The following is a 16318-nucleotide window of genomic DNA, read 5'->3' on the forward strand; positions in this document are numbered from 1 at the left end:
TTTTGCCGCCGGCGGCGGGAGATAGGCCATGGACGACGCTATCGCGTTCGGCACGGACGGCTGGCGCGCGACGCTCGACGTGTTCACGACGCCGCGGGTGCGTATGGTCGCGCAGGCGACCGTGGACCACCTCGTCGACGTCGGGCACGCGGGCGACCCGGTCGCCGTCGGCTACGACGCCCGCCCGACCTCCCGCGAGTTCGCGGAGGAGATTGCGGACGTCCTCGCGGCCAACGGCCACGACGTCATCCTCCCCGAGCGGGACTGCCCGACGCCGCTTGTCGCGCACGCCATCGCCGAGCGCGACCTCGCTGGCGCGCTCGTCGTGACGGCGTCGCACAACCCGCCCGAGTACAACGGCGTGAAGTTCATTCCCGAGGACGGCGCGCCCGCCCTTCCGCACGTCACGGAGGCCATCGAGGCGCACCTCCGCCCACCCGAAGCCGACCCCGACGCCGAGCGCGGCGAAATCTCGGAAGTCGACCTCGTGACGCCACACGCCGACCACTGTCGAGACCTCGTTGACGCCGATCTCGACGGCCTCGACGTGGTCTACGACGCGATGCACGGGAGCGGGCGGGACGTCACCGATCGCCTCCTCGAATCGGCGGGCGCGGACGTCGAGCGCCACCGCTGCGAGCGCGACGCCGACTTCGGCGGCACCCCACCGGAACCCGACGACGCCAACCTCCAGGGGCTCGCGCTCGCCGTGCAGGAGCACGACGCGGACCTCGGCATCGCGAACGACGGCGACGCCGACCGGATCGCGGTCGTCACGCCCGAGCGGGGCTTCCTCGACGAGAATCGCTTCTTCGCGGCGACGTACGACTTCCTCCTCGACGAGCGCTCCGGGCCGGCGGTCCGCACCGTCTCGACGAGTTCGCTCGTCGATCGCGTCGCGGAGGCGCACGGCGAGGAGGTCTACGAGACCGTAGTCGGCTTCAAGTGGATCGCCGAGGAGATGAAGGAGTGCGACGCGCTGATGGGCGGTGAGGAATCGGGTGGCTTCAGCATCAAGGGCCACGTCCGCGAGAAGGACGGCGTCCTGATGGCGCTCGTCGCCGCTGCCGCGGCCGCCGAGGAGTCCTACGATGACCGCGTGGACCGGCTCACGGACGAATACGGCGAGGTGTACCAGTCGAAGACCTCCGTCGACTGCCCGAACGACCGGAAGGCCGCTGTCGTGAGCGAACTCGCGGACTCGCTCCCCGACGCCGTCGCGGGCGTTGACGTCGACGGCGTGAACGACGCGGACGGCTTCAAGGTCCGACTCGTCGATGACTCGTGGATCCTCATTCGGCCCTCCGGGACCGAACCGAAGATGCGGGTGTACGCCGAGGCCGGCAGCGAGGAGCGCGTCGCGGAACTCCTCGACGCCGGGCGCGACCTCGTCGAGCCGTTAGCGTAGTCGCCCACGGTAGCGTCCGTCTTCCTCGCGTACCGTGATCTCGAAGCCCGCGTTCTCGTAGAACGGCCGGACGTCGGCATCGAAGTCGGCGCTCAGGGGTCGCCAGCGCTCGGCGGCCGCCGCGATCAACGCCGAGCCGATCCCCTGTCCACGGCGGCGTCGCTGGACGGCGATGGCTTCGATGTGCCCGCCGTCCGCGTCGTCACTCACGCGCCCTGCGTCGCCCGTCATGCGCTCCGCGTCGCCACCCACGCCGCCCGCATCGCTGCGTGCACCGTCGCTCGCTTCGTACCTCTCGTCGCTTCGTTTCCCTTTCCGCTCGCCGACCTCGATCGCACCGACGACGCGCTCGTCGGTCGCTTCCGTGTCGCTTCCGGTCGCCGGCGTGACGGCCACGAGCACGCGTCCCGCCGCGATCCGCTCGGCGAGCGCGTCGGCGTCCGTCGTCAACATCGCGGCGTCGAGCACGCGGAGGACGGCGACACGTTCGCCCGCCCGGGCCGGCCGGATCTTGACTCCGCGCTCAGCCGCCACGGACGAGTCTGAGGACGGTTACGTGATCGCTCGCGACGGGCTGATCCTCCGGCACGGGGCGGCCGTCGACCATCACGGACACTTCGTGGGGACTGAGGTCCACGCGCTCCAGAAGGTCGGCGTAGGACGCCCCCTCGATGTCGAACTCGTGGACGTCCTCGCCGACGACCTCGACGGTGACGTGCATACGTGTGCGTGGACGCCGGCGTGTATCAGCGTGTCGCCGTCGCGCGTGAGCGTCTCGTCGTCGTTCGTCGATCCGCCGCTTCGGGGCGCTTATGGGACGCCGGGCGCTTCCTTCCGGTATGGCAGACGCGGGGCGACAGGAGATCTGGGTCGAGAAGTACCGACCGGAGGCGCTCGACGACATCGTCGGCCACGAGGACGTCGTCTCGCGGTTGCAGAGCTACGTCGCCGAGGACGACCTCCCGAACCTCCTCTTCGCGGGGCCCGCGGGGACGGGCAAGACGACCGCGGCGACCGCCATCGCGCGCGAACTCTACGGGGACGACTGGCAGGCGAACTTCCTCGAACTGAACGCCTCGGACGAGCGCGGGATCGACGTCGTCCGTGACCGTATCAAGAACTTCGCGCGTGCCTCCTTCGGCGGCTACGACTACCGCGTCATCTTCCTCGACGAGGCCGACGCGCTCACCAGCGACGCCCAGAGCGCGCTCCGCCGGACGATGGAGCAGTTCTCGAACAACGTCCGCTTCATCCTCTCCTGTAACTACTCCTCGCAGATCATCGACCCCATCCAGTCCCGCTGTGCGGTCTTCCGCTTCGCCGGCCTGAAAGACGAGGCCGTTGCCCAGCGCGTCCGCCATGTCGCGGAGGCCGAGGGCGTTGACTACACCGCGGACGGTGTGGACGCGCTCGTCTACGCCGCCGACGGCGACATGCGCCGCGCGATCAACGCTCTCCAGGCCGCCGCGGCGACCGGCGATTCGGTGACGGAGGAGACGGTGTACGCGATCACGAGCACCGCGCGCCCCGAGGAGATCGAGGAGATGGTGACCGAAGCGATCGGCGGCGAGTTCGTCGCCGCGCGCGCCACCCTCGACGACCTCCTCAGCGAGCGCGGCCTCGCTGGCGGCGACATTATCGACCAACTGCACCGTTCCGTCTGGGAGTTCGACCTCGCGGAGAAACAGGCCGTGCGCCTCATGGACCGCATCGGCGAGGCCGATTATCGGATCGCCGAGGGCGCGAACGAGCAGGTGCAACTCGAAGCGCTGCTGGCGTCGGTCGCGCTGGAGAGCGAGAGCGACGAGTAGCGAGCGGTGAACGCCGCTCGCGGTTTTTTCGCGGAGGGTTTTGCGGCGAGCGGTCGCGACGCGACCCGAGTCGGAAAACGGTCCACGCAGCAGGTGCAACTCGAAGCGCTGCTGGCGTCGGTCGTGCTCGAAGCCGACGGCGAGTAGCCGGCCTTACGCGAGATCGGCGGGCGGCCCGCCGGGTAGGTCGTCCCGACCATGCGGCGCGAAGAAGTCCGGATCGGGGCCGACCGGCACGAGGGTCGAGGGGTTGACGTCCGGGTGGCTTCGGTAGTAGTGGTTCTTTACGTGGTCCATGTGGAGTGTCGCCTCGACGCCCGGGAGCTGGCAGAGCTCGCGGAGGTACGGCCAGAGGTGATCGTAGTCCGCGATCGGCTTCTCGTTGCACTTGAAATGGGTGTGATACACTTCGTCGAAGCGGTAGAGCGTCGTGAACATCGCGACGTCGGCGAGAGTGAGCCGGTCACCGGCGGCGTAGCGCTGGTCGGCGAGGCGCTCGTTCCACCGATCAAGCGCGTCGAAGAGGTCCGTGACGGCCTCGTCGTAGGCGTCCTGTGACGTCGCGAAGCCCGCCCGATAGACGCCGTTGTTGATGACGGGATAGATCTCGTCGATGACGTCGTCGACCTCCGCGCGATAGCCCTCGGGGTAGAGGTCGACGTCGTTCTCGGCGATCGCGCCGGGATCGCTTCGCGTTCCCGACTCGACCGTATCGTCGCTTCGCTCCTCTCCGGTCCTGTCGAACCCACTGTCGAGCATCCGCATGATCTCCTCGGACTCGTTGTTCACGATGGTCTCCTCCTCTTTGTCCCAGAGGACGGGCACCGTGACGCGGCCCGTGTAGTTCTCGTCGGCCTCGGCGTAGATCTCGCGGAGGTAGTCGAAGCCGTACTGGCTCTCCTCGGTACAGCCGGGCTTCTCGGGGGCGAACTCCCACCCCTCGTTCTTCCGCACGGGATCGACGACGTCGACGCTGATGACGTCCTCCAGGCCCTTCACGGCGCGCGTGAAGAGCGTCCGATGCGCCCACGGGCAGGCGTAGGAGACGTAGAGGTGGTAGCGCCCGGCCTCCGGTTCGGGGCCGTCCTCGACGATGTCGCCGGGGCCGCGTCGCGTCCCCGCGATCCACTCCCGGAAGGATGTCGTGTCGCGCTCGAACTCCCCCTCCTCGTCGCTCTGTATCTGCTCGACGTCGTAGCGCCACTCCCCGTCGATCATTCGAGCCATACGCACGAATAGGCGCGCGCGGCGCAAAAGCACGGGGCTTTCTCCTCGATTCTGTGTAATCAAGATCTGGTTGGCCATCTGCGCTGTTGCGTTCAGTTCCTCGCCGGATCGGTCGAGCCTCGCCGATAGCGGGCGAACCGTGCTGTGCGGGCTCGCGTCCGCGAGCGAGCGGTATCACTCGCGCGAAGCGCGAGGCCGAGGAGGGGCCGTAGGCCCGATGCAGGCTTTTGGTCGAGCTTTTGCAAGCGCGCGTAGCGCGCGCTGCAAAAGGTCGTGCGGAAACGTTTTGCCGTTCGGTCGGCCAGAAAGACGCAATGAGCGACCTCGAAGCGGAGTACCGCCTCGACTATTTCGAGGAGGAGGGGTTCCGTCGCGGGCAGTGTACGGAGTGTGGCGCGCACTTCTGGACCCGCGACCTGGACCGGGAGACGTGCGGGGAGCCGCCCTGTGAGGACTACGGGTTCATCGACGACCCGGGCTTCGACGCGGAGTACGATCTCGGCGAGATGCGCGAGCGCTTCCTCTCCTTCTTCGAGGACCACGATCACGAGCGGATCGACCCGTATCCGGTCGCGGCGAATCGGTGGCGCGACGACGTCCTGCTGACGCAGGCCTCCATCTACGACTTCCAGCCGCTCGTCACGTCCGGTGAGACGCCGCCGCCGGCGAACCCCCTGACGATCAGCCAGCCCTGCATCCGGATGCAGGACATCGACAACGTCGGGAAGACGGGCCGGCACACGATGGCGTTCGAGATGATGTCGCACACGGCGTTCAACGCCCGCGAGGACGCCGAGGACGAGTACGCATACGAGGGTGAGGTCTACTGGAAGGAGGAGACGGTTGCGTACTGCGACGAGTTCTTCGTCGACATGGGCGCGGACCCCGAGGAGATCACGTACATCGAGGATCCGTGGGTCGGCGGCGGGAACGCCGGACCGGCCTTCGAGGTCATCTACAAGGGCGCGGAGCTCGGGACGCTCGTCTTCATGTCGATGGAGCAGGACCCCGACGGCGAGTACGAGCTGAAGGACGGGAACACGTACGCGCCGATGGACACGTACATCGTCGACACGGGGTACGGTCTGGAGCGCTGGACGTGGGTCTCGCAGGGGACGCCGACGGTGTACGAGGCGGTCTACCCCGACGCCATCGCCTATCTGAAGGACGCGGCGGCCATCGACCACACCGAGGAGGAGGAGGAGCTGATCCACCGCGCGGCGAAGCTCGCGGGCCACCTCGACATCGACGAGGCGGAGGACATGGACGCGGCGCGCGACAACATCGCCGACAAACTCGGCGTCGAGACCGAGCGCCTCCACGAGCTGATGCGGCCCCTCGAGGACATCTACGCGATCGCCGACCACGTTCGCACGCTCGCGTACATGTTCGGCGACGGCATCGTCCCCTCGAACGTCGGGACGGGCTACCTCGCGCGGATGGTGCTCCGGCGCACCGCGCGCCTCGTGGACGACGTGGACGCGGACGTCCACCTCGACGACCTCGTCGATCGGCAGGCCGAACGCCTCGACTACGAGAACCGCGAGACGATCCGCGACATCGTCCGCTCAGAGGTTCGCAAGTACGAGGAGACCTTGGAGCGCGGCTCCCGGAAGGTCGAGCAGCTCGCGGAGGAGTACGCCGAGCGCGGTGAGCCGATCCCGGCGAGCCAGCTCGTCGAGTTCTACGACAGCCATGGCCTCCAGCCGGACATGGTGACGGAGATCGCGGAGGACGTCGGCGCACAGGTGGACGAGCCGGACGACTTCTACTCGCTCGTCGCGTCCCGCCACGACTCCGGTGAGGCCTTCGAGGGGACCGAGGAGACGGACGATCGCCTCCAGGACCTCCCGGACACCGAGGAGCTCTACTACGACGATCAGTACAGAGCGGAGTTCGAGGCCGTGGTGCTCGACGTCTTCGAACGTGAGGGGGAGGGCGAGGACGGTGGCCCGGCGTACGATGTCGTCCTCGATCAGACGATGTTCTACCCGGAGGGCGGCGGCCAGCCGGCCGACCACGGGACGCTCTCGACGGACGACAAGACGGTACAGGTGACGGACGTCCAGATGCGCGACGGCGTCGCCCTCCACCGGACGGACGAGAACCCGGGGAAGGGCGAGTTCGTGCGCGGGCAGATCGACATGTCGCGTCGCCGCCGGCTGATGCAACACCACACGGCGACGCATGTAATCGGCCACGCCGCCCGCGAGGTGCTCGGCTCGCACGTCCGGCAGGCGGGCGCACAGAAGGGAACGGACTCCTCGCGGATCGACATCAGCCACTACGATCGGATCTCGCGCGACGAGGTGAAGGCCATCGAGCGCGTGGCGAACGAGATCGTAACGGACAACACCGCCGTCGAGCAGGAGTGGCCCCACCGCCACGAGGCCGAATCCGAGCACGGCTTCGACCTCTATCAGGGCGGGATCCCGCCGGGCGAGAACATCCGGCTGATCCACGTCGCGGAGGACGTCCAGGCGTGTGCGGGGACGCACGTCAAGCGCACGGGCGACATCGGCTCGATTCGGATTCTGAACACGGAGCGCATCCAGGACGGCGTCGAGCGCATCACGTTCGCGGCGGGGATCGCCGCGCTCGAACACGACCAGTCGCAGGAGGACTACCTCCGCGAGACCGCGGACACCTTCGACGTCGCGCCCCCCGAAGTCCCCGAGACCGCCGAACGCTTCTTTACCGAGTGGAAGGAGCGGGGCAAGCGAATCGAGGAGCTCAAAGAGCAGCTCGCCGAGGCCCGCGCGTCCGGCGGTGGCGGCGGCGAGGCGGTCAAGGTCGGCGAGTGGACGGCCGTGATCCAGCGCGTCGATGCGGACATGGACGAACTGCGCGCGACGGCGAACGCGCTCGTCGAGGACGGCAAGATCGCGGTCGTCGGCTCCGGGGCGGACGGCGCGCAGTTCGTCGTCGGCGTCCCCGACGGCGCGCCGGTGAACGCCGGGCAGGTCGTCGGCGAACTCGCGTCGATGGTCGGCGGCGGCGGTGGCGGCCCTGCCGACTTCGCGCAGGGTGGCGGCCCTAACGCGGACGCGGTCGACGACGCCCTCGATGCTGCGCCCGACTTCCTTCGCGACGCCCTCGCGGCCTGAGCCGGCTGGTAGACGGCTACCGGCGGCGTCCGCGGTCGCGGCGATACCCGGACTAGCGACAACCCTTTTCGGGCTCGGCGCGCTTCACACGACCATGCAGTCGCTCCGCGTCGCGCTCCTGAACGCCGCCCACGACCCTGCGGACACCGCGCGGAACTTCCGGCGTGAGGTCGACGCCGACCTCGTCGAGTTCCACGTCGCCGGCGGCGAACTCCCTGACTCGTACGACTTCGACGCCGTGATCGTCACGGGCTCGCGGTCCTCGGTGTACTGGGACGACGAGGAGGGGTGGATCGCGCCGACCCGCGAGTGGGTCGCGAATGCCGACGAGCAGGGGCTCCCGGTGCTCGGCGTCTGTTTCGGCCACCAGCTCGTCGCCGAGGCGCTTGGCGGAGCCGTCGAGGGCATGGACGAGTACGAGATCGGCTATCGAACCGTTGCGCACGACGGGAGTGATCCGCTCTTCGACGGCGTCGACACCGAGTTCACGGTGTTCACGACGCACTCGGACGCCGTGACGGAGCTCCCGCCGGGTGCGGACCTCCTCGCCGAGAACGAGTACGGCGTCCACGCCTTCCGCCGCGGGAGCGCCTACGGCGTCCAGTTCCACCCTGAGTACGACACTCGAACCGCGGAACGCGTCACTCAGCGCAAGGACGACCTCGACGACGAGCGAAAATCCGAGGTGCTCGCGGACATCGACACCGCGCAGTATCAGGCGGCCTGCGAGGCGAAGCGACTCTTCGACAACTTCTGTGAGCTCGCGGCGGGCGACGCGCCCCCCGCGGCGGACTAACACCCCGTTCCCGATCGCTTACTCCCGCTCGTCGGGCTGACGCGCCGGCGGACAGGAGCGCACGATCTTCCCCCACCAGCTCCGGCGATCCGCGCCCCATCGGTAGAGCCCTTCGCGAATCTTCCGATACGTCTCAAACTCACGGAGCTCGTCGACGAGCGGCTCTAGTTCGGGGTAGAGTCGGACGAGCACCTGCTCGACGGCCTCGCCCGCGGAGTAAGCGGCCGTGTCGGTGAGGAGATGCGTCGACGTTTCGTACCCGTCGGGAAGGCGCGCGCGCTGATCGGGTGTGAGCTCCGAGAAGCCCACGGGCTCGAAGTCGCCGCGATCCAGCGCGCGCTCGACGCACCAGGTACAGAAGCCACAGTCGTCGTCGTAGACGATCCGCGGTGGGTGCTCGCCTCCGTCAGTGCGCGGCTCGCGGCCCTCCGTGATCGCGGCGTTCGCGTCCCCGCGGCCCTCGACGGTCGCCGCTCGCTCGTTCCGCGACGCCCCTTCCCCGTCGTCGCGCGTCATTCGTATCGCCCCGTGATCTCGCCACAGTCCCGACAGCGGACGAGGACCTCGTCGCCGTCGTCGCCGAGTTCGACTTCGTGGAGGGTCTCCCCGCCGCAGTCCGCACACTCGCGGCGCGTGACGGTTTCGCCGGCGTCCTGCGGTGCGCCCATCGCGAGCACGACGGCGGTTTCGTCGCCGGTGTTGCGCGAGCGCTGGAACTCCCCCGGCCCGAAGCGGACGAGTTCGCCCGCCCCGACGGTGACGTCGTCGTCTGCGGTCCGGAAGGTGAGCTCGCCCGACTGGACGTAGAAAATCTCCTCCTGGTTCTCGTGGCTGTGATAGCCGTAGGCGGTCGATTCGCCGGGCTCGAGTTCGTAGTAGTTGAGTGCGAGGTCGGACGCGCCGAGGGCGTCCGTGAGCGCGTAGACGGTGGACGCCGGGCCCATCCGGCTGTGCTGGTCGGCAAGCGAGACGGTGTGCATACGCGGTGGTTGGGACGCCGTCGCCTCAAAACTGCCGGCCTCGGTCGTTCTCGATCCGTGCGACGGCCGGTCCCCGTCGTTTAAACGCACGGCGCGACACCGTTCGTGTATGGCTATCGACCCGAACTTCGATCAGAACCGGGAGGTCGTGGACGAACACGAGGGTCACGACGTCTGGGGGCCCGTCGAGGAACCCGAGAAACTGGGGATCCACGGTACGCACGTCGCCGTCGACTTCGACATCTGCGACGCCGACGGCGTCTGCATCGAGGACTGTCCGGTGGACGTCTTCGAGTGGGTGGAGACGCCCGGACATCCGACGAGCGAGCGGAAGGCAGACCCCGCAAACGAGACGCAGTGTATCGACTGTATGCTCTGTGTCGACGTCTGTCCGGTGGATGCGATCGACGTGGATAGTACACGAGCCTGAGCGATAGCGAAGGCTCGGAATGAGCGAACGCTGAGACGAACGGTGTGAGTCGAGACGTGAGTACACGAGCCTGAGCGGTAGCGACGGCTCGGAATGAGCGAACGCCGAGACGAACGGTGTGAGTCGAGACGTGAGTACACGAGCCTGAGCGGTAGCGACGGCTCGGAACGAATGAACGGCGAGCGAAGTGACCCGTGAGTACACGCGCGTAAGCGATAGCGAAGGCTCGGAACGAGCGAACGGTGAAAAGCGACGAACGATGGACCCTCGCCTCGGCGTTCGTGCGAGCGGGCCAGCTGCCGTGTCGGTGTCAGGCCCGGTCGATGTCGAGTTGCTCCCGGAGCCGTGAGAGCGCCTCCGAATCCGCGAGTTCATCCAGGCGCTCCTGGAAGTGCTCCTCGCAGAGCCCGACGCGGACGCCGGACTTGTCGACGGAGACGTCGGCGCTCCGGTCACAGTAGTGACAGCGCATACACGGGTGTCGGTGCCGTAGCACCTTAAGCCCGCGGCCGGCTCATACCGTGATACGCCGCCGGAGACGGCGATATTCGCCGCGGTCGACGCCGGTGACGCCCAGCGTGTCGTCGTGGGCGTCACTTCCGCCGAGCGCGAGCAGGTCGTGTTCGTCGACGGCGCGTTGGACGCGCGCGGGGCCGTCGACGTGATCGTCCGCGTCGTGCCCGACGGGCCGGTCGTACGGATAGTGGACTTCGACGGCGTCGAGTGACGCACAGTGCGCGAGCGCGGCGTCCGGCGCGGCGTACCGGAGCGGGTGGGCGAGCCCGACGGCCCCGCAGGCCTCGATGAGGAGGTCGCGGCCGCGCTCGAACGACGGCACGTCGCGGGCGACGTAGCACGGGGCGTCCTCGCCGATGAGGTCGTCGAACACTGCGCTCACGTCGTCGTACGCGGTGCCGGGGTGGGAAACGACGGCGCGCGCGACATGAGGACGGCCGAATCCCGGTCCGACCGTGACGTCGAGATCGACGCCGAGGCGCGCTTCGACGTTTTCCACGATCCGCCGTCCGCGCTCGATTCGATCGCGCCCGAGGCGGTCGAGTTCTTCACTGAGGGCCGGCGTCTCGCGGACACCGTAGCCGAGGAGGTCGACGCGCTCGGTTGATGTCTCGACGCGCAACTCGATTCCGCGGACGAACTCGACGTCGTCACGTTCGGTCAGCGGCGCGTGCAGCTCGGGATGAATGGTGTCGTGGTCGGTGACGGCAACAGCCGCGACGTCGGCACGGTCGGCGGCGTCGACGACCTCGTCGAGCGTCATCGACCCGTCGGAGGCCGTCGTGTGTGCGTGGAGGTCGGCGTAGGGCACACCCCTCTCTACGGGCGAACGCGGGAAGAAACGTGGCGGTCGTCCGTGCTAACAACTCCCTCACAACTTTCATAATGATTGTCCCCGACAGATACAGTTGTGATGACGCTCCGAACGGCGACTGACCTGCTCGAAAACGCGACCTACCCGGCGACCACAGCGGACCTACGAGCGACCTACGGGGAGGTGCGTATCGAACACCCAACGGGCGAGGAACGACTCGGCGACGTCCTCGAACGGACGGGTGACGACGAGTTCGAGAACGCGACGGCCGCGGTCCACGCGGTGTACGGTTCGGTCGGGCAGGACGCGATCGGCCGCGTCGGCTACTCGGATCGCGACCCGACCCCGATGGGCGTCGACGGCCCCGAGCCGGTCTCGTTCTAAGCGGCCGTCGATATTTTTGCCACCCTCCGATACCCTCTTTAGGGTGGGTGAAGTACGCATGGGTATAGGTACCATGTCGATTGGATCATACGACGAGGAAGAACACGAGCGCCGCGAACGCAAGAACGCCGACGTCGACCTCAGCGTGGACGACGATCGGACCGAGTACCACGGGTCGATCACCTACGACTCGGGGGAGTCCGCCGACGCGCTGCTCGACCAGTTCAAGCAGATGAAGCAACGAAACTGAGACCCCTTTTTCCCCGACCGGGCGACGGGGCTCCCGCCGCCCGGACCGTTCCGACACTATCGCCGCCAGCGACGCGGCTCCCCGACAGGGCGAAGGGGCCGGCGTTCCGAGCAGTCGCATGAGCAAGCGACGCTGCGACGCCTGCGGGACGCACGTCGAGATTCCCGGTGGGGTCGGTGACTTCTGGGATTTCGGCTCGCTGGAGAAGGCCGGCCCCGGCGGATTGACGCTCGAACTCGATGACGGAAGCGAGTTCTTCCTCTGTTTCGACTGTATCGAGAAACTCCCCGAGGACCCGACGCGGGCGGACGTTCGCGAAATCGTCGAGGAGTGATGGACGCGGCGGGGGCGAGCGCGGGGGTTAAGCCTCGCGACGGCGTCAGGATCAGGCAGTGAACCCGGCGCGCATCCACGACGAGTTCCCCGCACCCACCTATCGGGGTGCGCAGGAACGCGCGCTCGCCGACGTCCGCGACGCGTTCGCGGCCGGCAACGACGTCGTCCTCGTGCGCGCGCCGACGGGCTCTGGCAAGTCGCTCATCGCCCGCGCGATCATGGGCTGTGCGCGCACGGTCGACGAGGCTGACCCGCACCAGGCGACCGGCGCGTACTACACGACGCCGCAGGTCTCGCAGCTCGACGACGTCGCCGAGGACGACCTGCTCGACGACCTCAAAGTGATCCGCGGGAAGAACAACTACACCTGCATCCTGCCCGACGAGGAGCATACCCCCGTCGATCGCGCGCCGTGCGCCCGCGAGCGCGGCTACGACTGTGCCGTCAAACACCGTTGTCCATACTTCTCGGCGCGCGCCGTCGCCTCCGCGCGCTCGCACGCCGCGATGACACTCGCGTACTTCATGCGTACCGCGGGCTCCGAGGTCTTCCGCATGCGCGACGTCGGCGTCATCGACGAGGCCCACGGGCTCGCCGAGTGGGCGGAGATGTACGCGACGGTCGAACTCGGCCCCCGAACGGTACCGGTGTGGGACGACCTCCGCGTCCCCGATATCGACGGTGCTGAGGCGGCCGCCCGCTTTACCGACACGCTCGTCTCGACCTGCGAATCGCGCAAGGACGAACTGCTCGGCGCGGACGAACTCGACGCAGAGGAGGCCGCCGAACGCGACGCGCTACAGGAACTCATCAGCGAGGCGTCGTGGTTCGCCGAGGACTACCGCGACCCCGAGTCCGCGACGACGTGGGTCGTCGATCAGGCCGCCGACGGCACCATCACGGCCAAACCGATGAACCCCGCTCGATACCTCCAGCACACCGTCTGGGATCGCGCGAACCGCTTCGCGCTCCTCTCCGCAACCATCCTCGATAAGGCGTCGTTCTGCCGCGCTGTCGGCCTCGACCCCGCCAACGTCGCGCTCGTCGACGTTGAACACACCTTCCCCGTCGAGAACCGGCCGCTCTACGACGTGACGCAGGGGAAGATGACCTACGAGGAGCGCGACGAAACCCTCCCGAAGGTCGCGCGCACCCTCGCGCGGATCATGGCCGCCCACCCCGACGAGAAGGGGATCGTCCACTGTCACTCCTACGCGATCCAGGAGGCGCTCGTCGACGAGCTCGAGGCGCTCGGCGTCGCCGATCGCGTCCGCGCGCACGGGAGTGACACGCGCGACGCCGATCTGGAGGCGTGGAAGGCGAGCGACGAGCCCGAGGCGTTCCTCTCAGTGAAGATGGAGGAAGCCCTCGACCTGGAGGGGGAGCTCGCGCGCTGGCAGCTGCTCTGTAAGGCCCCGTTCCTCAACACGAACGACTCGCGCGTCGCGCGCCGCCTCGAAGACGGCCAGTGGGCGTGGTACTACCGCAGCGCGCTCCGCACCGTCATCCAAGCCGCCGGCCGCGTCGTCCGCGCCCCCGACGACCACGGCGCGACCTACATCGCCGACGACTCCGTGCTCGACGTCTTCGAGCGTGCGCGGACCGACATGCCCCCGTGGTTCCGCGAGCAGGTCGACCGCATGACGACGCCCGACCTCCCCACGCTCGATGCTGACGCCGCCACCGCGAACGTCTCGCCCGGCGCGCCGACCCCCCCACGGGACGCCGATTCCACCCGAAACGGGGGTCGGGGGGCCGGCGGGGGACGCACGTCGTCTGACTCCAGCGACGACGCCGGCGACGCGGACGACGCCGAGCGGCACAGCCCGATGGCGGACGTCTGGGATACCGACTAGATCGACGACGCGACGTACGCGACGGTCGAGAACAACATTAGGGCGGCGAGGAACAACGCGATGATCTGTTGGCGTTCCATGGCGTCGCGTTGGTCCCTGATCCCTAAAAGCGGTCGGGGCGGACCTATCCAAGCGCCCACGCGACCGTCGCGACCACGATGAGCAGAACGAGCAGGAGCGCCAGCCAGACGTGGTGCTCGCCCTCACCCATCGTCGATCACCGTATCGAGGACGCCGTGGACGACGCCCTCGCTGTGCGACTTCACGACGCGTGGCTCGACGCTCGCCACCGCCACGCCGTACTCGTCGGCGATCGCGTGGAGTCGCTCCACCGACCGCTCGGGGTACTGCCCCTCGGGGCAGGTCGTGTGGACGTGGATCGTCCCCGCACCGTCGAGGGCGTCGAACGCCGCCGCGAGGTAGTCGCTCCGGTGATCGTCGTTCTCGCCGTCCGCGCCGTACCCCCCGAGGCTGTCGTAATACCCCATAACGACGCGATCGACCGGCTCGTCGCTCGCGTACTCCCGGCAGTCACCGAGGACGCACTCGACGCGGTCCGCGACACCGTTCAGCTGTGCGTTCTCCGCGAGGTAGCGGAAGGCCGCGGGGTTCTGCTCGACCGCCACCACGTCGGCCCCCCCGCGCGCCATCGGGAGCGCGAAATAACCCACTCCGGCGAACATGTCGAGGACGCGCTCGCCCTCGGTGACGACCGCGCCCATCCGCGCGCGCTCGGCCTGATTGCCCGGCGCGAACATCACGTCAGCGAGATCGAGGGCGTACTTCGTGCCGTGCTCCGTGTGGATCGTCTCGGTGTCGCCGCTCCCGGCGACGACCGTCACGTCGGGTTCGCGCGCCTCGCCCGCGATGCCCTCGCGCGCGAGCACCGTCTCGGCCTCGCCGTGGAGGTCGAGCAGCGCCTCGCCGATCGCCGCTCGCTCCGCCTCGTCGTACCCGTCCGGGAACGCGACGAGGACGACATCGCCGACGACCGCCCACGACGACGGTGCATTCGCTACTGCGTCCTCGTCCCATCCACGCTCGCGGAGGTAGTCGTCGAGACCGGCCGTCCGAACGGCAGGATCGTCCTGCTCGATCAGCGCGTCGAACGTCGTGGCGCGCGGCTCGGCGAGCACGGGTAATTCGATCCGATCGGCGTCGTGCTCCCGGATCTTTCGGGCGTCGTCGTAGACGCCCTCGGCGTCGAGACTGTCGAGTTTCGCTTCGGTCTCCGCCTTCGGGACGACGACTGCGAGCGCGTTCACGACGGCAGGACGTGGATACCCGCCCGCGACTTCAGCACCGGTACCTCGGCGTCGTCCGTGTCGAGGTAGTCGGGGCGTGCGACCGTCACCGAGGCGTACGTTTCGGGGTCGAGCACCTGGACGGCATTCGCGTCCTCGACGGCGACGAGCGTCGTCTCGGCCGCGTCCGCGCGCGTCCCGAGCTTCCGGGCGTCCGGGGCGTCGCCGACCTCGTGGGTCGCCTCGAAGGGTTCGCCAGTCGTCAGGCGTACGCCCTTCAGGTTCCCCTGCACGGAGCGCACGAGCACCGGTCCCTCGTCGTCGTCCGCGAGATCGATCACGTCGCCGGGGACGAACTCGGGTAGACGGATCGCGAACGTCACTCGATAGACCTCGTTGCCGTCCTCGTCCTCCGTCACGAGCGTCTCCGAGGAGTCGTACGCCCCGCCGAACTCCTCCGTGAGCTTACGCGCGACGTTCTTGCCGATCTTGGTGTCGGAGAGCTTCAGATCGAGGCCCTCCGGCTTCTCCGTGACCTCGGTGACGAAGGCGCTCCGGTCGCCCGTGGCCTCCATGGACCCGGTGATCTCCTCTGCGATCTCGCGGGCGCGTTCGGTCTCCTCGCTCGTCGGCGTGCGATCGCCGACGGCGCGCACCTGCACGACGCTCGCGTAGTAGTCGCCCGCGATCCGCCCGCAGCGCTGGCAGGTCTGTTTCGCGATCTTCACGGGGACGGTGAACTCCTCAACGCGTGGCTCGCCCCGGACGACGCCGGAGAACTGACAGTGCATCTTGATCGTCGTCTCGTCCACCTGCTCGGGGTCGACGCCCCACGAGACGTCCTCGGCCTCGACGTGGACGCCGAGCGCCTCCGAGACGGACTCGATGGCGATGTCCGTGTAGTCGCGCGCGCCGACGTCCTCCCAGCGCCGCCCGCGATCGACGGCCCCGCAGTGCGCACAGACCGTCACCTCCACGCGCTCGGGGCGATCCACGAGCTCGAAGTCCTCGAAGTAGCAGTCGTTGCAGAGCGCGCGCTCGCGGCGAGTGTGTCCCGTCGCTCCCTCCGGGACGGGATCGCCACAGCGCGGGCAGAAAGCGGCATCGCTCATGTTGGGCCCGAATACGGCGCGAGAACGGTTAAACTCGGTCCTTCGTC

18 protein-coding genes are annotated in these 16318 nt (G+C 68.4%); 9 read left to right on the plus strand and 9 right to left on the minus strand.

Annotated features, from left to right (window positions below; all coding sequences use genetic code 11):
* The first annotated feature begins 28 nt into the window (after positions 1–28).
* On the plus strand, positions 29–1408 hold the full coding sequence (locus ABDZ36_RS03290) for a phosphoglucomutase/phosphomannomutase family protein (protein ID WP_211311685.1): 1380 nt from the start codon (positions 29–31) through the stop codon (positions 1406–1408).
* On the opposite strand, the gene ABDZ36_RS03295 is transcribed toward ABDZ36_RS03290, so the two are convergent.
* The gene (locus tag ABDZ36_RS03295) at positions 1400–1942 is read right to left on the minus strand and encodes a GNAT family N-acetyltransferase (RefSeq protein WP_211311684.1); all 543 of its coding nucleotides are present in this window, start codon (positions 1940–1942) and stop codon (positions 1400–1402) included. The two genes, ABDZ36_RS03290 and ABDZ36_RS03295, sit on opposite strands and share 9 nt — an antisense overlap.
* Positions 1932–2129 carry a ubiquitin-like small modifier protein SAMP2 gene (samp2, locus tag ABDZ36_RS03300; RefSeq protein WP_211311683.1) on the minus strand — a complete coding sequence of 66 codons (198 nt, stop codon included), beginning with the start codon at positions 2127–2129 and terminating at the stop codon, positions 1932–1934. The genes ABDZ36_RS03295 and samp2 overlap by 11 nt, the downstream gene beginning before the upstream one ends.
* Positions 2130–2247: 118 nt before the next feature.
* Between samp2 and ABDZ36_RS03305 the strand changes: the two genes are divergently transcribed.
* On the plus strand, positions 2248–3219 hold the full coding sequence (locus ABDZ36_RS03305) for a replication factor C small subunit (protein WP_211311682.1): 972 nt from the start codon (positions 2248–2250) through the stop codon (positions 3217–3219).
* Between the two features lie 153 nt (positions 3220–3372).
* Here the strand turns inward: ABDZ36_RS03305 and ABDZ36_RS03310 are convergent, their stop codons facing one another.
* The gene (locus ABDZ36_RS03310; RefSeq protein WP_211311680.1) at positions 3373–4446 is read right to left on the minus strand and encodes a glutathione S-transferase family protein; all 1074 of its coding nucleotides are present in this window, start codon (positions 4444–4446) and stop codon (positions 3373–3375) included.
* 314 nt (positions 4447–4760) lie between these two features.
* Here ABDZ36_RS03310 and alaS point away from each other — a divergent pair, with 314 nt between their 5' ends.
* Together alaS and ABDZ36_RS03320 are read left to right on the plus strand one after the other, a co-directional pair.
* A complete protein-coding gene (alaS, locus tag ABDZ36_RS03315; protein ID WP_211311679.1) occupies positions 4761–7553 on the plus strand; it encodes an alanine--tRNA ligase in 2793 nt (930 codons plus the stop codon).
* A 94-nt stretch (positions 7554–7647) separates the two neighbouring features.
* The gene (locus ABDZ36_RS03320) at positions 7648–8349 is read left to right on the plus strand and encodes a type 1 glutamine amidotransferase (protein ID WP_211311678.1); all 702 of its coding nucleotides are present in this window, start codon (positions 7648–7650) and stop codon (positions 8347–8349) included.
* A gap of 18 nt (positions 8350–8367) precedes the next feature.
* Here ABDZ36_RS03320 and ABDZ36_RS03325 read toward each other — a convergent pair whose 3' ends face one another.
* Positions 8368–8865 carry a DCC1-like thiol-disulfide oxidoreductase family protein gene (locus tag ABDZ36_RS03325; RefSeq protein ID WP_211311677.1) on the minus strand — a complete coding sequence of 166 codons (498 nt, stop codon included), beginning with the start codon at positions 8863–8865 and terminating at the stop codon, positions 8368–8370.
* Positions 8862–9329 (minus strand): cupin domain-containing protein, encoded by a 468-nt coding sequence (locus ABDZ36_RS03330; protein WP_211311676.1) that lies wholly within the window; start codon positions 9327–9329, stop codon positions 8862–8864. Before ABDZ36_RS03330 ends, ABDZ36_RS03325 begins: the two co-directional genes overlap by 4 nt.
* A gap of 109 nt (positions 9330–9438) precedes the next feature.
* Between ABDZ36_RS03330 and ABDZ36_RS03335 the strand changes: the two genes are divergently transcribed.
* Positions 9439–9759, plus strand: coding sequence for a 4Fe-4S dicluster domain-containing protein (locus ABDZ36_RS03335; protein ID WP_211311675.1), 321 nt, complete (start codon positions 9439–9441; stop codon positions 9757–9759).
* A 310-nt stretch (positions 9760–10069) separates the two neighbouring features.
* Here the strand turns inward: ABDZ36_RS03335 and ABDZ36_RS03340 are convergent, their stop codons facing one another.
* Both ABDZ36_RS03340 and ABDZ36_RS03345 read right to left on the minus strand, forming a co-directional pair.
* On the minus strand, positions 10070–10231 hold the full coding sequence (locus ABDZ36_RS03340) for a DUF6757 family protein (RefSeq protein WP_176969833.1): 162 nt from the start codon (positions 10229–10231) through the stop codon (positions 10070–10072).
* Positions 10232–10273: 42 nt separating this feature from the next.
* Positions 10274–11086, minus strand: coding sequence for a PHP domain-containing protein (locus tag ABDZ36_RS03345; protein WP_211311674.1), 813 nt, complete (start codon positions 11084–11086; stop codon positions 10274–10276).
* A 102-nt stretch (positions 11087–11188) separates the two neighbouring features.
* Between ABDZ36_RS03345 and ABDZ36_RS03350 the strand changes: the two genes are divergently transcribed.
* From ABDZ36_RS03350 to ABDZ36_RS03365, 4 genes are all read left to right on the plus strand, one after another.
* Entirely contained in the window at positions 11189–11473 is a 285-nt protein-coding gene (locus ABDZ36_RS03350) for a DUF5789 family protein (RefSeq protein WP_211311673.1), read from the plus strand.
* A 73-nt stretch (positions 11474–11546) separates the two neighbouring features.
* A complete protein-coding gene (locus ABDZ36_RS03355) occupies positions 11547–11723 on the plus strand; it encodes a DUF5786 family protein (protein ID WP_211311672.1) in 177 nt (58 codons plus the stop codon).
* 118 nt (positions 11724–11841) lie between these two features.
* Complete coding sequence (locus ABDZ36_RS03360) at positions 11842–12057, plus strand: DUF7561 family protein (protein ID WP_211311671.1); 216 nt, start codon at positions 11842–11844, stop codon at positions 12055–12057.
* A 58-nt stretch (positions 12058–12115) separates the two neighbouring features.
* Positions 12116–13915, plus strand: a complete 1800-nt coding sequence (locus ABDZ36_RS03365) for a helicase C-terminal domain-containing protein (RefSeq protein ID WP_211311670.1) — start codon at positions 12116–12118, stop codon at positions 13913–13915.
* 203 nt (positions 13916–14118) lie between these two features.
* On the opposite strand, the gene ABDZ36_RS03370 is transcribed toward ABDZ36_RS03365, so the two are convergent.
* Both ABDZ36_RS03370 and ABDZ36_RS03375 read right to left on the minus strand, forming a co-directional pair.
* A complete protein-coding gene (locus tag ABDZ36_RS03370; protein WP_211311669.1) occupies positions 14119–15180 on the minus strand; it encodes a class I SAM-dependent methyltransferase in 1062 nt (353 codons plus the stop codon).
* A complete protein-coding gene (locus ABDZ36_RS03375; protein WP_211311668.1) occupies positions 15177–16271 on the minus strand; it encodes a 60S ribosomal export protein NMD3 in 1095 nt (364 codons plus the stop codon). Before ABDZ36_RS03375 ends, ABDZ36_RS03370 begins: the two co-directional genes overlap by 4 nt.
* Positions 16272–16318: the final 47 nt, after the last annotated feature.

This window comes from Halarchaeum salinum (assembly GCF_039520965.1).
Classification (GTDB): domain Archaea; phylum Halobacteriota; class Halobacteria; order Halobacteriales; family Halobacteriaceae; genus Halarchaeum; species Halarchaeum salinum.